Annotated in this window: 14 protein-coding genes; 8 read left to right on the top strand and 6 right to left on the bottom strand. The window is 74.3% G+C overall.

Features of this window, described 5'->3' with window-relative positions; genetic code table 11:
• The first annotated feature begins 69 nt into the window (after positions 1 to 69).
• A complete protein-coding gene (locus tag ABGB16_RS07510) occupies positions 70 to 723 on the top strand; it encodes a DUF305 domain-containing protein (RefSeq protein WP_347667229.1) in 654 nt (217 codons plus the stop codon).
• Positions 724 to 784: 61 nt separating this feature from the next.
• Here ABGB16_RS07510 and ABGB16_RS07515 read toward each other — a convergent pair whose 3' ends face one another.
• Complete coding sequence (locus tag ABGB16_RS07515; protein WP_347667230.1) at positions 785 to 1,087, bottom strand: metal-sensitive transcriptional regulator; 303 nt, start codon at positions 1,085 to 1,087, stop codon at positions 785 to 787.
• 150 nt (positions 1,088 to 1,237) lie between these two features.
• Here ABGB16_RS07515 and ABGB16_RS07520 point away from each other — a divergent pair, with 150 nt between their 5' ends.
• The 6 genes from ABGB16_RS07520 (at position 1,238) to ABGB16_RS07545 (ending at position 5,985) form a co-directional block, all read left to right on the top strand.
• Positions 1,238 to 1,447 carry a copper ion binding protein gene (locus ABGB16_RS07520; RefSeq protein WP_347667231.1) on the top strand — a complete coding sequence of 70 codons (210 nt, stop codon included), beginning with the start codon at positions 1,238 to 1,240 and terminating at the stop codon, positions 1,445 to 1,447.
• Positions 1,448 to 1,478: 31 nt separating this feature from the next.
• Positions 1,479 to 2,495: a hypothetical protein gene (locus ABGB16_RS07525; RefSeq protein ID WP_347667232.1), complete on the top strand. Its 1,017-nt coding sequence runs from the start codon at positions 1,479 to 1,481 to the stop codon at positions 2,493 to 2,495.
• 12 nt (positions 2,496 to 2,507) lie between these two features.
• Complete coding sequence (locus ABGB16_RS07530) at positions 2,508 to 4,769, top strand: heavy metal translocating P-type ATPase (RefSeq protein ID WP_347667233.1); 2,262 nt, start codon at positions 2,508 to 2,510, stop codon at positions 4,767 to 4,769.
• A gap of 174 nt (positions 4,770 to 4,943) precedes the next feature.
• Positions 4,944 to 5,117 carry a CsbD family protein gene (locus ABGB16_RS07535; protein WP_347667234.1) on the top strand — a complete coding sequence of 58 codons (174 nt, stop codon included), beginning with the start codon at positions 4,944 to 4,946 and terminating at the stop codon, positions 5,115 to 5,117.
• Between the two features lie 190 nt (positions 5,118 to 5,307).
• Complete coding sequence (locus ABGB16_RS07540) at positions 5,308 to 5,811, top strand: hypothetical protein (protein ID WP_347667235.1); 504 nt, start codon at positions 5,308 to 5,310, stop codon at positions 5,809 to 5,811.
• Positions 5,812 to 5,844: 33 nt separating this feature from the next.
• Entirely contained in the window at positions 5,845 to 5,985 is a 141-nt protein-coding gene (locus tag ABGB16_RS07545) for an alpha/beta hydrolase (RefSeq protein ID WP_347667274.1), read from the top strand.
• A 16-nt stretch (positions 5,986 to 6,001) separates the two neighbouring features.
• Here the strand turns inward: ABGB16_RS07545 and ABGB16_RS07550 are convergent, their stop codons facing one another.
• The 4 genes from ABGB16_RS07550 to ABGB16_RS07565 all read right to left on the bottom strand — a co-directional run bounded on the left by ABGB16_RS07550 (position 6,002) and on the right by ABGB16_RS07565 (position 9,664).
• Positions 6,002 to 7,252, bottom strand: coding sequence for a sigma-70 family RNA polymerase sigma factor (locus ABGB16_RS07550; RefSeq protein WP_347667236.1), 1,251 nt, complete (start codon positions 7,250 to 7,252; stop codon positions 6,002 to 6,004).
• Positions 7,249 to 7,608 carry a YciI family protein gene (locus ABGB16_RS07555; RefSeq protein ID WP_347667275.1) on the bottom strand — a complete coding sequence of 120 codons (360 nt, stop codon included), beginning with the start codon at positions 7,606 to 7,608 and terminating at the stop codon, positions 7,249 to 7,251. Before ABGB16_RS07555 ends, ABGB16_RS07550 begins: the two co-directional genes overlap by 4 nt.
• Before the next feature lie 206 nt (positions 7,609 to 7,814).
• Positions 7,815 to 9,059, bottom strand: coding sequence for a DUF2786 domain-containing protein (locus ABGB16_RS07560; protein WP_347667237.1), 1,245 nt, complete (start codon positions 9,057 to 9,059; stop codon positions 7,815 to 7,817).
• Between the two features lie 161 nt (positions 9,060 to 9,220).
• Positions 9,221 to 9,664, bottom strand: a complete 444-nt coding sequence (locus ABGB16_RS07565) for an ATP-binding protein (protein WP_347667238.1) — start codon at positions 9,662 to 9,664, stop codon at positions 9,221 to 9,223.
• Between the two features lie 245 nt (positions 9,665 to 9,909).
• Between ABGB16_RS07565 and ABGB16_RS07570 the strand changes: the two genes are divergently transcribed.
• Positions 9,910 to 11,418 (top strand): glycosyltransferase family 2 protein, encoded by a 1,509-nt coding sequence (locus ABGB16_RS07570; RefSeq protein ID WP_347667239.1) that lies wholly within the window; start codon positions 9,910 to 9,912, stop codon positions 11,416 to 11,418.
• Between the two features lie 154 nt (positions 11,419 to 11,572).
• Here the strand turns inward: ABGB16_RS07570 and ABGB16_RS07575 are convergent, their stop codons facing one another.
• Positions 11,573 to 15,937 carry an ExeM/NucH family extracellular endonuclease gene (locus ABGB16_RS07575; RefSeq protein WP_347667240.1) on the bottom strand — a complete coding sequence of 1,455 codons (4,365 nt, stop codon included), beginning with the start codon at positions 15,935 to 15,937 and terminating at the stop codon, positions 11,573 to 11,575.
• Positions 15,938 to 16,239 lie beyond the last annotated feature (302 nt).

Genomic DNA, 16,239 nt, shown 5'->3' on the forward strand with positions numbered 1-16,239 from the left:
CGGCCCCTGGCCGGTGCCCGGCGCTCCGTGCTGCCCTCGTACGTTCCGACCCGGAAGGATCCGAAGACGATGAGAACCCGTACGACCGCCCGCCGCGCCGCCCTGGCCGGCGTGGGGCTCACCGCCGCCCTGGCCCTGGCCGCCTGCGGCTCCGCCGACGACTCCGGCCACCCCTCGTCCGGTCAGGGAACGCCGGCCGCGACGGTGAGCAGCGGTGCCCCGGCCAGCGAGCCGACCACGTTCAACGACGCCGATGTGATGTTCGCCCAGATGATGATCCCGCACCACCAGCAGGCGGTGGAGATGGCGGAGCTCGCGGAGACCCGGGCCGCCGACGCGGAGGTCAAGAGCCTGGCTGCCCAGATCAAGGGCGCCCAGGACCCGGAGATCGCCACGCTGACCGGCTGGCTCGCCGCGTGGGGCCGGCCGCTCTCGGCCGCCGGCTCCGGGCACGGGCACGGGGCGCCTCCGTCCTCGACCGCGCACGACATGCCGGGGATGATGTCCGACGCGGACATGACGAGCCTGGCGAGCGCGACGGGTACCGATTTCGACCGTCGGTTCCTGACCATGATGATCGCCCATCACGAAGGGGCGATCAGCATGGCGAAGGACGAGTTGGCGAAGGGCGCCAACCAGGACGCCAAGGCGCTGGCGCAGCGGATCGCCGCGAGCCAGCAGGCCGAGATCGACGCGATGAACAAGATTCTCGCCCGGCTGTGACCCAGGTCCGCCCCGCGTCGGAGGTTGCCGGCGCGGGGCGGTCCGTCCGGGCGGTGGGTCGTCAGCCGCGCTTCATCAGGCGGCCGACGGCGGCCATCATCTCGGTGGCCATCTCGTCCGCCCGCCCCTCGGCGGCGCCCTCGTGCATGCAGTGCCGGGCGTGCCCGTCGAGCAGGCCGAGGGCGACCTTGTCCAGGGCGGCCTGGATCGCCGAGATCTGGGTGAGCACGTCGATGCAGTAGCGGTCCTCGTCGACCATCTTCTCGATGCCACGGACCTGGCCCTCGACGCGGCGGAGCCGCGCGAGCAGCTGGTCCTTGCTGGCGGTGTACCCGCGGATGGGGGTGGGCGTCGGTCCGGTCATGCGATCGAGGATAGCGTACCCCTGGGGGGTATGGTACGGTCCTCCATGGCACCGATACCCCCACCCGGTATCGGTAACGCGAACAGGCAGTCGTGCGTCCCGCTCCTACCCCCCGGGGGTATCATGGGGCGCGGTGAGAGGAGAGCTCCGATGGTCACCACGACGTACCAGGTGCAGGGCATGACCTGCGGGCACTGCGTCAACGCCGTCAGCGCCGAGGTCGGCGCGATCGAGGGCGTCAGCGAGGTCCAGGTGGACCTGGCCTCCGGTCAGGTCACCGTCACCAGCGAGCGCCCGCTGGACACCGACGCCGTGCGCGCCGCCGTCGACGAGGCCGGGTACGACCTCGTCGGCGCGTGACGCCGGCCCACCGAGGAACCGAGGTGTCACGATGAACACGGCGACGAAGCTGAGCGGTTTCGCCCTCGGCCTCGCGGCGGTGTTCGGCGCGGCGTACGGGGTCGGCCAGGTCGCCGGCCCCGTCGCCCCGGCCGCCGAGACCCGCCACGACGCCGTCGACGCCGCCCACGACCGCCCCGGCGGGGCGAGCCCCGACCACGCCGACTCCCACGCGCCGGCCGGCGCCGATCCCGCCCACCTGCCGGGCGGGCTGCTCGTCTCCGACCGGGGCTACACCCTCACCCCGCTCGCCGCCCCGGCCGGCGACTTCGCCTTCCGGATCACCGGCCCGGACGGGCAGCCGGTCACCCGGTACGACGTCGCGCACGACAGGCGCATGCACCTGATCGTCGCCCGCCGGGACCTGTCCGGTTTCCGCCACGTGCACCCCGAGATGGCCCCGGACGGCACCTGGCGGGTCGCCTCCCCGCTCGCCGGCCCCGGCGTCTGGCGGGCGTTCGCCGACTTCACGCCCACCGGCGGCCCGGCGCTGACCCTCGGCGTCGACGTCACCGTGCCCGGCCCGCTCGCTGCCCGACCGTTGCCCGCCCCGGCGGCCAGCGCCACCGTCGACGGCTACACCGTCACGCTGGCCGGCACCCCACGGCCCGGCCACGCCAGCGAGCTGACCCTGACCGTGAGCCGGGACGGCGTGCCGGTCACCGACCTCCAGCCCTACCTCGGCGCGTACGGCCACCTGGTCGCGTTGCGCCAGGGGGACCTGGCGTACCTGCACGTGCACCCGGAGGGGGCGCCCGGCGACGGGCGGACCCCCGCCGGGCCCGCGGTGACGTTCTCCGCGGAGTTCCCCACGGCCGGCGCCTACCGGCTCTACCTCGACTTCCGCCACGGCGACGCGGTGCGGACGGCCGAGTTCACCGTCGTCGCCGGCGCGGGGGACGCGACGGCGGCCGGCACCCCGACGGCCGCCCCGGCCGCCACCTCGACCGCCACCGCCACCCCGACCGCCGACGCCGGCCACGGCGCTCCCGGTCACGGCCACGACTGACAGGAGGCAGCGATGACCTCGCCCGCGAAGCCGTTGCAGGTCGCGCCGAACCGGATCGAGTTGGCGATCGGCGGGATGACCTGCGCGTCGTGCGCCGCCCGGATCGAGAAGAAGCTCAACCGGATGGACGGCGTGACGGCCACGGTCAACTACGCCACCGAGAAGGCCAGCGTCTCCTACCCCGACGACGTCACCCCGGACGACCTGATCGCCACCGTCGAGAAGACCGGCTACACGGCCGCCGTGCCACCGCCCCCGGCGCCCGCCGGCGCCGAGCCGTCCGCGGCCGAGCCGGCGGACGAGTTGCGCGGGCTGCGCACCCGGCTGTGGGTGTCGGTCGCGCTGACCGTGCCGGTGATCGTGCTCGCCATGGTCCCGGCCTGGCAGTTCGACTACTGGCAGTGGCTGTCGCTGACGCTGGCCGCACCCGTGGTGGCGTACGGGGGCCTGCCCTTCCACCGGGCCGCGTGGATCAACCTGCGGCACGGCGCGGCGACGATGGACACCCTCGTCTCGATCGGCACCCTCGCCGCGTTCGGCTGGTCGCTGTGGGCGCTGTTCCTCGGCGACGCCGGCATGCCGGGGATGACCCACCCGTTCCGGCTCGACATCACCCGCACGGACGGGGCCGGCAACATCTACCTGGAGGCGGCCGCCGGGGTGACCGCGTTCATCCTCGCCGGCCGGTACTTCGAGGCCCGGTCGAAGCGCACCGCCGGTGCGGCGCTGCGTGCCCTGCTGGAGCTGGGCGCCAAGGACGTCGCCGTGCTGCGCGGCGGGGTGGAGACCCGGATCCCGGTGGACCAGCTCGCCGTGGGCGACCGGTTCGTGGTCCGCCCCGGCGAGAAGATCGCCACCGACGGGGTGGTGGACGAGGGCACCTCGGCCGTCGACGCCAGCATGCTCACCGGCGAGTCCGTGCCGGTCGAGGTGGGCCCCGGGGACGCCGTGGTCGGCGCGACCGTGAACGCCGGCGGCCGGCTGGTGGTGACCGCGACCCGGGTCGGCGGCGACACCCAGCTCGCCCAGATGGCGCGGCTCGTGGAGCAGGCGCAGACCGGCAAGGCGGCCGTGCAGCGGCTGGCCGACCGGATCTCCGGGGTGTTCGTGCCGATCGTGATCGCCCTCGCCGTCGGCACGCTGGGCTGGTGGCTGGGCACCGGCGCCGGGCCGGCGGCCGCGTTCACCGCCGCCGTCGCGGTGCTGATCATCGCCTGCCCGTGCGCGCTCGGCCTGGCCACCCCGACCGCGCTGCTCGTCGGCACCGGGCGGGGCGCCCAGCTCGGCATCCTGATCAAGGGCCCGGAGGTGCTGGAGTCCACCCGGCAGGTGGACACCGTGGTGCTGGACAAGACCGGCACCGTCACCACCGGCCGGATGACCCTGGTCGACGTGCTGCCCGCCGACGGCGAGGACGCCGCCGAGCTGCTGCGGCTGGCCGGGGCGTTGGAGGCCGCCAGCGAGCACCCGATCGCCCGCGCCGTCGCCGCCGGTGCGGCCGAGGCGGGCCCGCTCGCCCCGGTCACCGGCTTCGCCAACGCCGAGGGGCTGGGCGTCGCCGGGACGGTGGACGGCCGCGAGGTGACCGTCGGCCGGCTGCGGCTGCTGCGCGAGCGCGGACTCGACGTACCGGAGGGGGTCGCGCGGGCCGCGACCGACGCGGAGGCCGCCGGCCGGACGGCGGTGCTGGCCGGCTGGGACGGGCGCGCCCGGGGCGTGCTCGCGGTGGCCGACGTGGTCAAGCCGACCAGCGCGGCGGCCGTCGCCGGGCTGCGCGCGCTCGGCCTGACCCCGGTCCTGCTCACCGGCGACAACGCCACCGTGGCCCGGGCGGTGGCGGCCGAGGTCGGCATCGACGAGGTGATCGCCGAGGTGCTGCCGGCCGACAAGGTCGACGTGGTCCGGCGGCTCCAGGCCGAGGGGCGGGCCGTGGCGATGGCCGGCGACGGGATCAACGACGCCGCCGCGCTCGCCCAGGCCGACCTGGGGCTGGCCATGGGCACCGGCACCGACGTGGCGATCGAGGCGAGCGACCTGACCCTGGTCCGGGGCGACCTGACCGCCGCGGTCGACGCGATCCGGCTGTCCCGCCGCACGCTGGCGGTCATCAAGGGCAACCTGTTCTGGGCCTTCGCCTACAACGTGGCCGCCCTGCCCCTGGCCGCCGCCGGCCTGCTCAACCCGATGATCGCGGGCGCGGCGATGGCCTTCTCCTCGGTCTTCGTGGTGGCCAACAGCCTCCGCCTGCGCCGCTTCCGCGCCGCCGCCGGGTGACCCCCGGTGATCATGGAGTTGGCGGCGGTTCCGGTGCCCGAACCTGCCGCCAACTCCATGATCGACGCGGTTCGGCGGGGTCGGCCAAACGCCGCCCCGACGGTGGGCATGGTTGGGCGGTTCGGGGCGGGGTACCTGGAGGGCGTACGAGAACAGGCGGCAGTGGAGGTTCGCATGGGTATCGACGACAAGATCGCCAACGCTTCCGAGGACGCCGCCGGCAAGCTGAAGGAGGGCGCCGGGCGGGCCACCGACGACGAGCGCCTGGAGGCCGAAGGCCGCAACGACCAGGCCGCCGCCAACCTCAAGCAGGCCGGCGAGAAGATCAAGGACGCGCTCAGGAGTTGAGTGCCGCACTCCGCGCCGGGCCGACCCGCGTCGGCCCGGCGCGGGTGCGCCCGGCCCCGTGCCGGATGTCGCCCGACGGGCCGCCGGCGGTCGACCGGCTTCGGCGTACGCCTCGGAGCGCGGCGCTGCCGCGTGCCGCCGTCGGACCCGACGGGCATGCTGGGACCGTCCACGATCGAACGGGGAGACCATGACTCGTCACGCCGCGACCGCCTTCCGTGCCGCCGTTCTGGTGGCCCTGGCGACGCTTACCGCCGGCTGCCAGTCGGCCGAGGACGGCGCCGGAGCGCCCGCCGCCGCGCCGACCCGCACCGCCACGACCGTGCCGACCGCCGGCCCGACGCCGTCCGGGTCCCCGACCGCCGTCACGGCCGCGAACACCGCGCAGGTGTGCCAGGCGGTCGACAAACTGATCCTCGCCGGCAGCAAGAAGATCGCCGCGGACTCGGCCGCCGCGACCCGCGACGAGACGACCCCCGAGGAGTTGAACGCACGGCTCAAGCGGACCCTCGCCGGGCTCGCCGACGACGTACGTGAGCAGGCGGCCCGGGCCGAGGACCCGAGGATCGAGGCGCTGCTCGCGGACACCGCGCGGCGGCTCGACGGGGGTGCCCGCGCCACCAGCCCCGCCAAGTGGATGGGCGAGACGTTCGTCGACATCCCGCCGAGGCTGGCCCGGGACTGCCGCGCCTGACCACCCGGCCTCCGCCTCCGCCCGCCCTCCCTGCTGACGTACGAGGGGTGGGGGCACGGCAGCTACACCACCAGCCCCTGCGTCAGTGGAGCGGTCGACCGGTACCTGGTCTCGCTGGAGGTTCCCACCGCCGGCGCCCACTGCCCGCCGATCCCGCCGGGCTTCCGGTCCTGACCGGGCGGCGGCGTACTCATCGCCGGTCGGTCAGTCGGGCGGCCCGTACCTCCAGGTAGCGCCGCTCGGGCAGGCTGGTCGTGGCCCGGGCCGCGGCCAGGTACGCCTCCCGGGCGGCGCCCGGCTCGCCGGCCAGCTCCAGCAGGTGGGCCCGGACGGCGGCGAGCCGGTGGTGTCCGGCCGTGCGCTCGTCGTCGTCCAGCGGGGCGAGCAGGGCCAGCCCGGCCCGCGGGCCGTCCACCATGGCCACCGCGGCGGCCTGGTTGAGGGTGACCATCGGGTTCGGCGCGATCCGGCCCAGCAGCCGGTACAGGGCCACGATCTGCCGCCAGTCGGTCTCGGCGGCGCTCGGTGCCTCCGCGTGCACCGCCGCGATGGCCGCCTGGAGCTGGTACGGCCCCGGCGGCGACCACGTCAGCGCCTCGGTGACCAGCGCGGTCCCCTCCTCGATCTCGGCCCGGTTCCACCGGCCGCGGTCCTGCTCGGCGAGCGGGACCAGCTCGCCGTCCGGCCCGGTCCGCGCCGCCCGGTGCGCGTCGGTGAGCAGCATCAGCGCCAGCAGCCCGGCCACCTCGCCGTCGTCGGGCAGCAGCCGGTGCAGCTCGCGGGCCAGCCGGACCGCCTCCACGGTCAGCTCCGCGCGCCGCAGGTCCGGCCCGCTGGACGCCGTGTACCCCTCGTTGAACACCAGGTAGAGCACCTGGAGCACGGCCCGCAACCGCTCGTCCCGCTCGGCGGGCGACGGCATGGTGAACCGGGCGCCGGCCGCCTCGATCCGCTGCTTCGCCCGCCGGATGCGCTGGCTCATGGTCGCCTCGGGCACCAGGTACGCGCGGGCGATCTGCGCGGTGGTCAGCCCGCCGACCGCGCGCAGCGTCAGTGCGACCTGCGCCGGCCGGTTCAGCGCCGGGTGGCAGCACAGGAACAGCAGCCGCAGCGTGTCGTCGCCGGCCGGCGGCTCCTCGTCGGGCGGCGGGGCGATCCCCGCGTACGCCGGTTCGCGGACGGCCACCGCGACCTCGCGGTCCCGGCGGGCGCGCTCGCTGCGCCAGGCGTCGGTGAGCCGGCGGGTCGCCACGGTGACCAGCCACGACCGGGGGTGCTCCGGCACGCCGTCGGCGGGCCACTGGAGCGCGGCGGCCAGCAGGGCCTCCTGCACGGCGTCCTCGCAGGCGTCGAACTGCCCGTGCCGGCGGACGAGCAGGCCGAGGACCTGCGGCGCGAGCGTACGCAGCAGGTCCTCGACGGCCGGGCCCGGACCGGTCACATCTCGGTCCCGGCGTCGTCCATCAGCGGCCGGACCTCCAGCACGCCGAACCCCATCCGGACGTCCGGCCAGCGGGCGGCGATCTCGACGGCCCGCTCCGGCGACTCGCAGTCCACCGTGAGGTACCCCGCGAACTGTTCCTTGCTCTCCATGAACGGCCCGTCGGTGACCTCCGTCCGGTCGCCGGTCAGCCGCACCGTCCTGGTCTGCGACGGGTCGGCCAGCGCCTGGCCGCCGACCAGCTCACCGGACTCGGTCAGCTCCTTCATGATCTCGTCGACCTCGCTGAAGATGGCGTTGCGGTCCTGCTCCGACAGCCCCTCGACAAACCCCGGGCGGTTCCAGATCAGCAGCATGTACTTCACGGTGGCACTCCTCGTGTCTCGGCCGCGCCCCGTCGGCGCGTCCCGGTGAGGGGTCGGAGCGGGCGCCGCGGATCCGACACCCCGGCCGGAGAAAGTTCAACCAAAATCCTGCCGGCCGCCGCGCGCCGGTGCCACCGACACGCGCGGCGGCCGGCGGGGAGCGACGCGCAGGGCAGGACCGGCGACGGGCGGGCGGGTCAGCGGCCCCGGGGGCGGCCGCCGCCTACTGGGCGGGGCGGGCGTACGCCGGGGGTCAGCGAGGCCCGCTCGGCGGCCGAGGTTCCCGACGACCAGCCCTCCTCGTCGGAGACGGTGAGCCGCTTGCGGGTGACCCCGGGAAAGAGGTCGTCGAGGCGTTCCCGCACCGCGTCCGCGCGGGCGGCCAGCACCGGCAGCAGCCGGTCGGAGCCCTGCTCCCGGGCCGCCTCCCGGCTGACCTCCTCGGTGGCCGCGCGCAGCCGCTCGCCGATCCGCAGCGCGAACGCGTTCAGGAACGACTCGTCGTACGCCTTCGTGCGCCGGCCGCCGCCCCTCCGCGCGGTCCGGCCGCGCAGCATGGCGGCGGTGGCCTGCACCAGCAGCGAGGTGTAGAGCAGTTCGACGGAGGCGAGGTCGGCCGGGAAGCCGAGCACGGTGGCGAAGCCGAGGTCGTCGGACCAGACCGACTCGCACCGGTTCGCCGCCGCCACCTCCTGCACCAGCAGCGCCTTCGCCCCCGGGCACGGCGGCTCGGTGCCGAGCCGTACCCCGCCGGGCAGGTCGGGCCGCTCGGCGGTCGCCGCCACCAGCGCGGCGTCGATGCTGTGCCGGCTCATCAGCTCCTGCGCCTTGCCGGTCAGCGCCTCGGCCTCGGCGGGGAAGGTGGTCGACTCGGCCTTGGCCAGCAGGGCGCGTACCCGGTCGAGCATCCGCGAGCCGGTGCCGCCGGCCGGGATGGCGGCCAGGGGCCCCGCCGCGCCGGGCGGCGGGCGCAGCACCGCGATCGGGGGCAGGCTCTCCACCAGCGCCAGCACGTCGACCGCGTCGCGCAGGGCCGCGATCCGGTCCGTGCCCTGCCGGGCGGCCCAGGCGGTCAGGTATCCGGCGTCGTCGTCCCACCACACGGTCGCGTCGAGGCCCGCGAGTTGGTCGTCCCACCAGCCCGGCACCGGGCCCGGCTGGCTGCGGCGCTGGGCCGCGGCCAGGTCCACCACGAGCCGCCCGCCGGGCGGGCCGAGCCGTCGGGTCGCGATCCGGGCGAGGTCCGCCGGCTGCCAGCCCCGGGGCCAGAGCCGGGCCACGCCGCGGACCAGCCGCGCCACCAGGGCGGCGTCCACCGCCGCCGGGCCGCCGGGGACCCCGGCGCCGACGACCAGCCGGTCCAGTTGTCGCTCCGCCGCGCGTACGTCGGTGCCGCGCGCCGCCGCGAGGGCGTCGGCGATCAGCTCGTCGGCCTCCGGCACGGGCGTCCCTCCGTCGTTCCTGCTCGCGGCCCGGTGCCGGCGTCTCCGGCCTGGCCGGTGCGGCTCCGCCGGGAAACCGTACCGTCGCCGCGGCCCGCGGCGGGCGTGAGCGCCACCACGGTTGGCCGGTGCCCGCACCTACCGTCGCGGCGCGACCCGACTCACCTGGCGGGCTCGGCCTCACGGGGAAAGGACGCCCAGATGTGCTTGGCGTGCGGGGTGGCGTACCAGCCGACGTCGAGAGAGAACGCGTGGGCGAGCTGGAGGCCCCGGCCGCCGGCGCCGAGCGGATCGGTGTCGCCGAATTCGGGTACGGTGCTCAGGTCGTGGTCGGCGACGTCGAGGATGAAGACGTCGTCCGCGCAGAGCAGCCGTACGGTGGTCGGCGGAAGCCCGTGCTTCAGGGCGTTCGTGGCCAGCTCGGTGGCGACGAGCACCACCCGCTCCGGGATGTCGTCGAGCTGCTCGCCGGCCCCGAGGGCATGGCCGGTCAGCGCCTCGTGCAGGGAGGCGCGGAGCCCGCGCAGCTCGGCTCCGGTGCCCAGCTCCCAGCGCTGGAGTTCGGTGGCGTGGGGCGGTGGCGGCGAGATACGCAACGATCCCATGATCTCGGTTTACCCTCGGTAGTCGCGACTCACACGGGTCGGGCCGGGTCGATGCCACCGTCTTTCCGCCGGGCAGCACCGGCGGCGGTGGAAACGTTTACGCCGGGGGCGGCGGGTGACCGGGGTGGGAACGGGGCGGTATCCGTAACGCCACCGACACGGACCCGACTGCTGGAGGCGCGTTCCGCGGGTCACCATCTACAGTGAGCCGTTCATGGGTTCGTCAGACTCGACGGGGAAGAAGCATGACTGGTCCGAAGGTCAGTGTGGTGGTGCCGGCGTACAACTCCGGACCGCACATGGAGAAACTGATCGACTCGCTGCTGCGCCAGTCGTTGCCGCCCGAGCAGTTCGAGGCGGTCTTCGTCGACGACGGCTCCACCGACGGCACGGGGGCCCGGCTGGACGAGCTGGCCGCCGCCCACCCGCACCTGCGGGTGGTGCACATCGACAACTCCGGCTGGCCGTCCCGGCCCCGCAACATCGGGGTCGCCCACGCCCGCGGCGAGTACGTCTTCTTCGCGGACGACGACGACTGGTTCGGTGAGGAGGCGCTGGAGCGCCTGTACGCCTACGCCGCCGAACACGACGCCGACATCGTGATCGGCAAGATGGCCGGGTACGGGCGTTCGGTGCCGCGCGAGCTGTTCCGGAAGAACCGGCCCGACGCCACGCTGGCCAACGCGCCGCTGATCGACAGCCTGACCTCGCACAAGCTGTTCCGGCGGTCCTTCCTCAACGAGCACGAGATCCGCTTCCCGGAGGGGCGCCGCCGGCTGGAGGACCACGCCATGGTGGTCCGGGCGCTGCTGCTGTCCAAGCGCACCTGCGTGCTGGCGGACTACGTCTGCTACCACCACATCCGGCGGCAGGACGCGGGGAACCTGACCGCGGGCAGGCTCGACCCCGTCGGCTACTTCACCAACCTGCGCGAGGTGCTGGACATCGTCGACGCGCACCTCGAGCCGGGTCCGCTGCGCGACCGGCTGCACCGCCGCTGGCTGCGTAACGAGATCACCAGTCGGCTGCGCGGCAAGCGCCTGCTGGAGGCCCCGGAGGACTGGGCCGCGGCGGTGGCGGCGGAGTGCGGGAAGGTGATCCGGGACCGCTTCGCGCCGGGTGTCGCCGCCGGCCTGCCGGCGCTGCAACGGGCGATCACCGCCCTCACCGCGCAGGACCGGCTGTCCGACCTGCGCCGGGTGGCCGAGTGGGAGGCGGGCATCCAGGTCCGGGCCCGCCTCGACCGGTACCGCGCCAAGCGGGGCACCCTCACGCTGGCCGTCACCGCCATGCTGGAGTCCGGCGACCAACCGGTCACGCTCGACGTCGCGGGCGACCGCCGCCGGCTGGTGCTTCCCGTGGACGGCGTCGACCCGGAGATGCTCGACGTGACCGGCCAGTTGGCCGGGGCGCGCGTCGACGTCGTCGTCGGGCGCAAGGGGGGCGGCGAGGAGTTCTTCCTGCCCGTCGAGCGCAGTACGGAGGAGCTGCCCGTCCCCGGCGCCGGGCCCGGCAGGGTGCGTCTCGTCCACCACGCCACCGCCCAGCTGGACCTCGCCACCCTGAACTCGGGGCGCACCGAGGGCACCTGGCTGCTCAAGGCGCGGGTCAGCGAGAACGGCTGGACGGTGGACAAGCGGCTGCCGCTGACGCTGCACTACGCCGCCGACGGGGCCGTACCGATCCTGCGGAAGGCCCGGGTCGGCCCGCGCGCCCGGCTCCACCGGGCCGTGCGGCGTCTGCTCGGGCGCTGACACCGACCTCCGGCGCCCGCCGGTGCCCTCGCCCGGACCGACGGCTCGGGCGTGAGCGGGAACCATTTCTACCGGAGGCGTTGAGAAGGCCTTTACGCGAACACCCCCCTCGGCAAACCGCCGAGGGGGGTGTTCGCGTTGGAGCGCTGGCGTGCTACAGCCTCGCGCACTGCCCGGTGGCCGGGCCGCGCACCGTGTTCGGCCGGTTGTCGTTGCCCGGGGCCGGGCTGTTGCCCGAGCATCCGAGCGGGCCGCCGATGGTGTTCGCCGCGACCACCACCGGCTGGCTGCCGGTGTTGCCGGTCAGGGTGACCGGGCCGCCGACCGTGACGGTGTCGAGGCGTACCCCGCCGCTGTTGGCCGTGAGCGACACCGGGCCGATCACCTTGCCCCGGCTGATCTCCACCGCACCGGTCGCGCCGCTGACGGTGACCGGGCCGGAGACGATCGCGCCGTCGAGCTCGAACAGCACCGGACGGGTGGCGTACACCGGGCCGCCGATGGTGCCGCCGTCGACGATCAGCGAGGCGCCCGGGTCGACCGTGACGGGGCCGCCGATGGTGGCGTTCTCCAGGCAGGTCAGGCCCGCGGTGACGACCAGCGGCTTGTTGTACGCGCCGGTGATCGTCGTGGTGCACTGCGGCCCGGCCTGCCCGACGGCCGACCGCGGCTGGGTGTCCGCGGTGACCGGCGAGTTCGCGGCGAAGTAGTTCACCAGCATGGTGAGGTCGTTGTCGCCGGTGGTCGTCTTGTTCGTGCCCTGCCCCAGGGCGGCGAAGTTGTCACCGCCGGCGGCGAGGAACGAGTTCATCGTGACCCGGTAGGTGGCGGCCGGGTCGAGCGGCGTGCCGTTCAGCTTGATCGAGGTGATCCGTGAGCCCTTGGGCGCCTCGGGGTTGTAGGTGTAGTAGAGGCCCTTCGACACGCCCAGCCACAGCACCGGCCGGGACGCGCCGTCCGGCTGCCACTGCTCCTCCAGCGCCTGCTTGACCTGGGCGCCGGTGAGGCTCTTGGTGACCATGTCGTTGGCGAACGGCTGGACCGCGAAGGCGGCGGCGTAGGTCACCGTGCCGTCGGTCCCGTACAGCAGGTCGGCCCGCAGGCCACCCGGGTTCATGAACGCGATCTGCGCCCCGCCCCGGCCGGCGTCCCTGGTCTGGGAGAGCTGCACGTCGGCGATGAAGTTGCCGAGCGCCGACTCCTTGCCCCGGTCCTCGTTGCCGTTGGTGTAGGCCCGCTTGACGTCCGCCGTGATCTTGCCGAGCGGCTGCTTGCCCAGCTCGGCGGCCTTGGCCTTGGCGGCGGTCACGATGTCCGCCACCGCCGGGTCCTGCGGCGCGCCCACGACGTCGACCAGCGCGGCGTCGGCCGAGGTGACCGAGCCCGTGTTCGGGTCGAAGGTCAGCAGGACCTTGCCCAGCCGCTTGCCGTAGTCCTCGGCCTGCACCACCGGGCGCAGCCGGTCCGATCCCGGCACCGGGAGCTCGAAGGCGTACGGCTGGTGGGTGTGGCCGCTGAAGATGGCGTCGATGGTCGCGTCGACCCGGGTGAACCTGCCGAAGACCGGGTCGTTGGCCAGCGCCTCGGCGGAGGCGATGTGCTCCGTCGCCGCGCCCTCGTGCGCGAGCAGCACGACCACGTCGGCCTCGCCGTTGTCCGGGTTGCCGTCCTTGAGCTGGCCGGCGACCAGGTTGGCCTCGGCCACCGGGTCGCGGAAGGTCAGGCCGGCGATGCCGTCCGGGTTGACCAGCGACGCGGTCTGCTCCGTCACCACGCCGACGAAGCCGACGCGGACGCCGCCCACGGTGCTGACGGAGTACGCGGGCAGCGCCCGGGTGTCACCCCGGTACACGTTGGCGCCCAGGTACGGGAAGTCGGCGCGGTCGGACACCCGGCCCGTCAGGTCGGCGATGCCCTTGTCGAACTCGTGGTTGCCGACCGCCGAGGCGGCCAGGCCGGCGCTGTTCAGCGCGTCGATCGTCGGGTTGTCCCCGTCGATCGCCGAGATGAAGGTGGACGCGCCGATGTTGTCGCCCGCGGAGACGAAGGCGGTGTTCGGGTTCTGCGCCCGCAGCTGCCCGACCAGGCCCGCGACCTGCGCGGCGCCGCCGACCGGCTGACCGCCACTGGTGGCCGGGGACTCCAGCCGGCCGTGGAAGTCGTTGATGCTCAGCAGCTGGAGGTCGACCGGCTTGGCCCGGGTGCTGAGGCCCACCACGAGCGGGTTGTGGTCGCTGGCCCGGTACGGGTTCGCCTCGTAGAACGCGGCCAGCCCGTCGTACTGGAACGCGAACGACTCGACCGCGTTGATCTGCCACACGTCGACCCCGGTGACCCGCATCGCCAGCGACGGCGAGGCGAGGGCGTGGTCGAGGGAGCCGGACTCGCCGCCGAAGACGTAGGTGGCCTTGCCCGTGTCGTTCAGGTCGCGGTACTCGGCGTCGTAGAGGACCTGCATGGGGTCCTCCTGGGTGTACGCGTTGAAGTCACCCAGCAGCAGCACGTTGTCGGTGTCGCTGTCGTCCTTGACCTGCTCCACGAACGCGGCCAGCGCCCGCGCCTGCCGGACCCGGTCGCCGTTCCACGAGCCCTGACCGTCGCCGGCGTCGGCGTTGTCGCCGGTGCCGGTGCCGCTCTTGGACTTGAGGTGGTTGGCCACCACGATGAAGGTGAGCTTGCCCGCGGTGAACGCCTGCGCGATCGGCTCGCGGGCGTTGAACCAGACGCTCTCGTCGTTGACCGAGCGCGACGGGCCGGTGGGCTGCACCTTCGCCGGCTTGAAGATGATCGCCGTGGTGATGAAGTCCTGCTCGGCCGCGCTCGGCAGCTCGGCCGGGGTGCGGACGTAGTCCCAGGTCCCCGCGCCCGCCGCCGTGTTCAGCGCCGCCACGAGGCGCTTCAGCGCCTGCTGCGGGTCGCTCGCGTCGAACCGGACGGAGTTCTCGATCTCCTCCAGCGCGACGACGTCGGCCCCGAGGGCGTTGATCGCCGAGACGATCTTCGCCTCCTGCTTGGCGAGGGCGGCCTCGTCGTCCGCGCCACGGGCGTCGCCGCCGAAGTGGACGAAGTAGTTCAGCACGTTGAAGCTGGCCACCCGCACGTCGCCGCCGACGTCCACCGGACCGGCGGTACGCGGGTTGGTGGCCTTGAAGCTGGTCCGCTCGGCGGCGGGGGTGTCCGCGCTGACCGGCGTGGCCGGCTGGAGCCGCCACTCGCTGAAGCTGTACGACAGCACCGACGGCCCGAACGCCTCGACGGAGTCGCCGACGCGCAGCGGGTTCGCCTTGGACAGGTACGGCGGCAGCAGCCCGGCGGTGGACAGGTTCGTGGTCTTGCCGTCGTCCACCAGGATGCGGCGGAGCTTGTTCGCGGCGGCCACCTGCTTCGCGGCGTCCGTGCCCGGGCGGGCGACGTCGGTGGGGTTGGCGGCCGGGCGGTCACCGGCGGCGAGCACGACCTCGCCGTACCGGTTGGTGTTGTAGACCTCGGAGACGGTGAACTGGCCGACGGGTGCGACCCGCATCGACTCGACCGACTCGCGGGCGGCGTCGTCCAGCGGCAGGCTCACCGGGACGGGCGCGGGCAGGGCCACGTTCTGCTCGCAGACCTGCACGTCCGTCTTGCTGGCGATGCTCAGCTGGGTCAGGCCGTTGAACTCGCTCGCGGTGCCGCTGACCCGGACCCGGTCGCCGATCGCGACCGACGGGTGGTTCGCGGTGTTCGAGGTGAGGTAGACGAAGATGCCGTCGGAGGCCGTCCCGGCGGCGACGGTGCGCTCGCCGCCGCTGCCCGCGGTCTGCACGTAGACGCCGTTGTAGCCGCCGGTGCGGTGGTCGGCCGTGACCACGCCCTCGACGGTGGCCCGGGTGCCCGCCGACGGCGTCGCCGTGCCAATGCCCTGCACCTCGGCGATGGTGTGGTCGACGGTGACCGTGCAGCCGGTGCCCGGCTCCGGGTCGGGGGTGCCGCCGCCGTTGCGGGCGCCGAACGTGTTGGGGGCGGGGGCCTGCCAGGTGCCGCCGACCTTCTGCAGCGAGTCGCCGACCAGGGTGGTGCTGGTCTCGGCGACCCCGATGTCGGTGCCGGCCAGCCCGTTGGCCGGGCCGCCGACCGCGGTGAACGTGCCCTCGTAGGTGAGGAACTCGGCGACCGCGCCGGTGGGGGAGACCAGGGCGACGCCGTCGGGGGAGCCGTTCTGGACGCCGTCCGTCGGGTAGCTCGCCACGACCACGCCCGCCTCGGGCACCGCACCGCTCAGCGTCCTGGTGTTGTACACCGCGCCGCCGTTGCCGTTGTAGAGGACGACCTGCCAGCCCGTCAGGTCGAAGCCGACGGGGGCCTCGATCTCGACGGCCTCGCCGGTGTCCGTGCCGGCGTTGTCGTAATGGATCTCACTGATCGTCGGCGTCCCCGTCGCCTGCTCCGCGTGGGCGGTGGCCCCAGTGGAGAGGACGAGGGCGGTGCCTGTGGCGAGGACGATCGAGGCGTTCTGGATACGTTTGCGCCTCTTGGGGTTCATCAAACCGAGCCTCCGATGCGGAATGGGCCGGGTGGAGAATAGATGCTTTCGGTGTCCCGGTGAGAGCCACCAGATGTACAGATCGGCCCGACGGTGAGCGCGGGAGCCGGGCGCACTGCCGGTGGCGGCTCGTCCGACCGGCGCTGCGGCCGGAGCCCGGTGGCCCGGGCCGGGCCGGGGCGTGACCGGCCACGGACACGGCCGCCGGGCCCGATCCAGTGTGGACCGGTCCCGGCGGCAGCGGGTCAACGGGGTGGACCGACCGGCGGAACCGGGATCCTTGGCAGCTCAGGCACTCGACA

Origin of the sequence: Micromonospora sp. B11E3, assembly GCF_039871625.1 — a bacterium.
In the GTDB taxonomy this organism is placed as follows: domain Bacteria; phylum Actinomycetota; class Actinomycetes; order Mycobacteriales; family Micromonosporaceae; genus Micromonospora.

Excerpts from the sequence above, each read along its gene's own strand:
- ABGB16_RS07510 (WP_347667229.1), top strand. The coding sequence starts at position 70 with ATGAGAACCCGTACGACCGCCCGCCGCGCCGCCCTGGCCGGCGTGGGG.
- ABGB16_RS07515 (WP_347667230.1), bottom strand. The coding sequence starts at position 1,087 with ATGACCGGACCGACGCCCACCCCCATCCGCGGGTACACCGCCAGCAAG.
- ABGB16_RS07520 (WP_347667231.1), top strand. The coding sequence starts at position 1,238 with ATGGTCACCACGACGTACCAGGTGCAGGGCATGACCTGCGGGCACTGC.
- ABGB16_RS07525 (WP_347667232.1), top strand. The coding sequence starts at position 1,479 with ATGAACACGGCGACGAAGCTGAGCGGTTTCGCCCTCGGCCTCGCGGCG.
- ABGB16_RS07530 (WP_347667233.1), top strand. The coding sequence starts at position 2,508 with ATGACCTCGCCCGCGAAGCCGTTGCAGGTCGCGCCGAACCGGATCGAG.
- ABGB16_RS07535 (WP_347667234.1), top strand. The coding sequence starts at position 4,944 with ATGGGTATCGACGACAAGATCGCCAACGCTTCCGAGGACGCCGCCGGC.
- ABGB16_RS07540 (WP_347667235.1), top strand. The coding sequence starts at position 5,308 with ATGACTCGTCACGCCGCGACCGCCTTCCGTGCCGCCGTTCTGGTGGCC.
- ABGB16_RS07555 (WP_347667275.1), bottom strand. The coding sequence starts at position 7,608 with ATGCTGCTGATCTGGAACCGCCCGGGGTTTGTCGAGGGGCTGTCGGAG.
- ABGB16_RS07565 (WP_347667238.1), bottom strand. The coding sequence starts at position 9,664 with ATGGGATCGTTGCGTATCTCGCCGCCACCGCCCCACGCCACCGAACTC.
- ABGB16_RS07570 (WP_347667239.1), top strand. The coding sequence starts at position 9,910 with ATGACTGGTCCGAAGGTCAGTGTGGTGGTGCCGGCGTACAACTCCGGA.
- ABGB16_RS07575 (WP_347667240.1), bottom strand. The coding sequence starts at position 15,937 with ATGAACCCCAAGAGGCGCAAACGTATCCAGAACGCCTCGATCGTCCTC.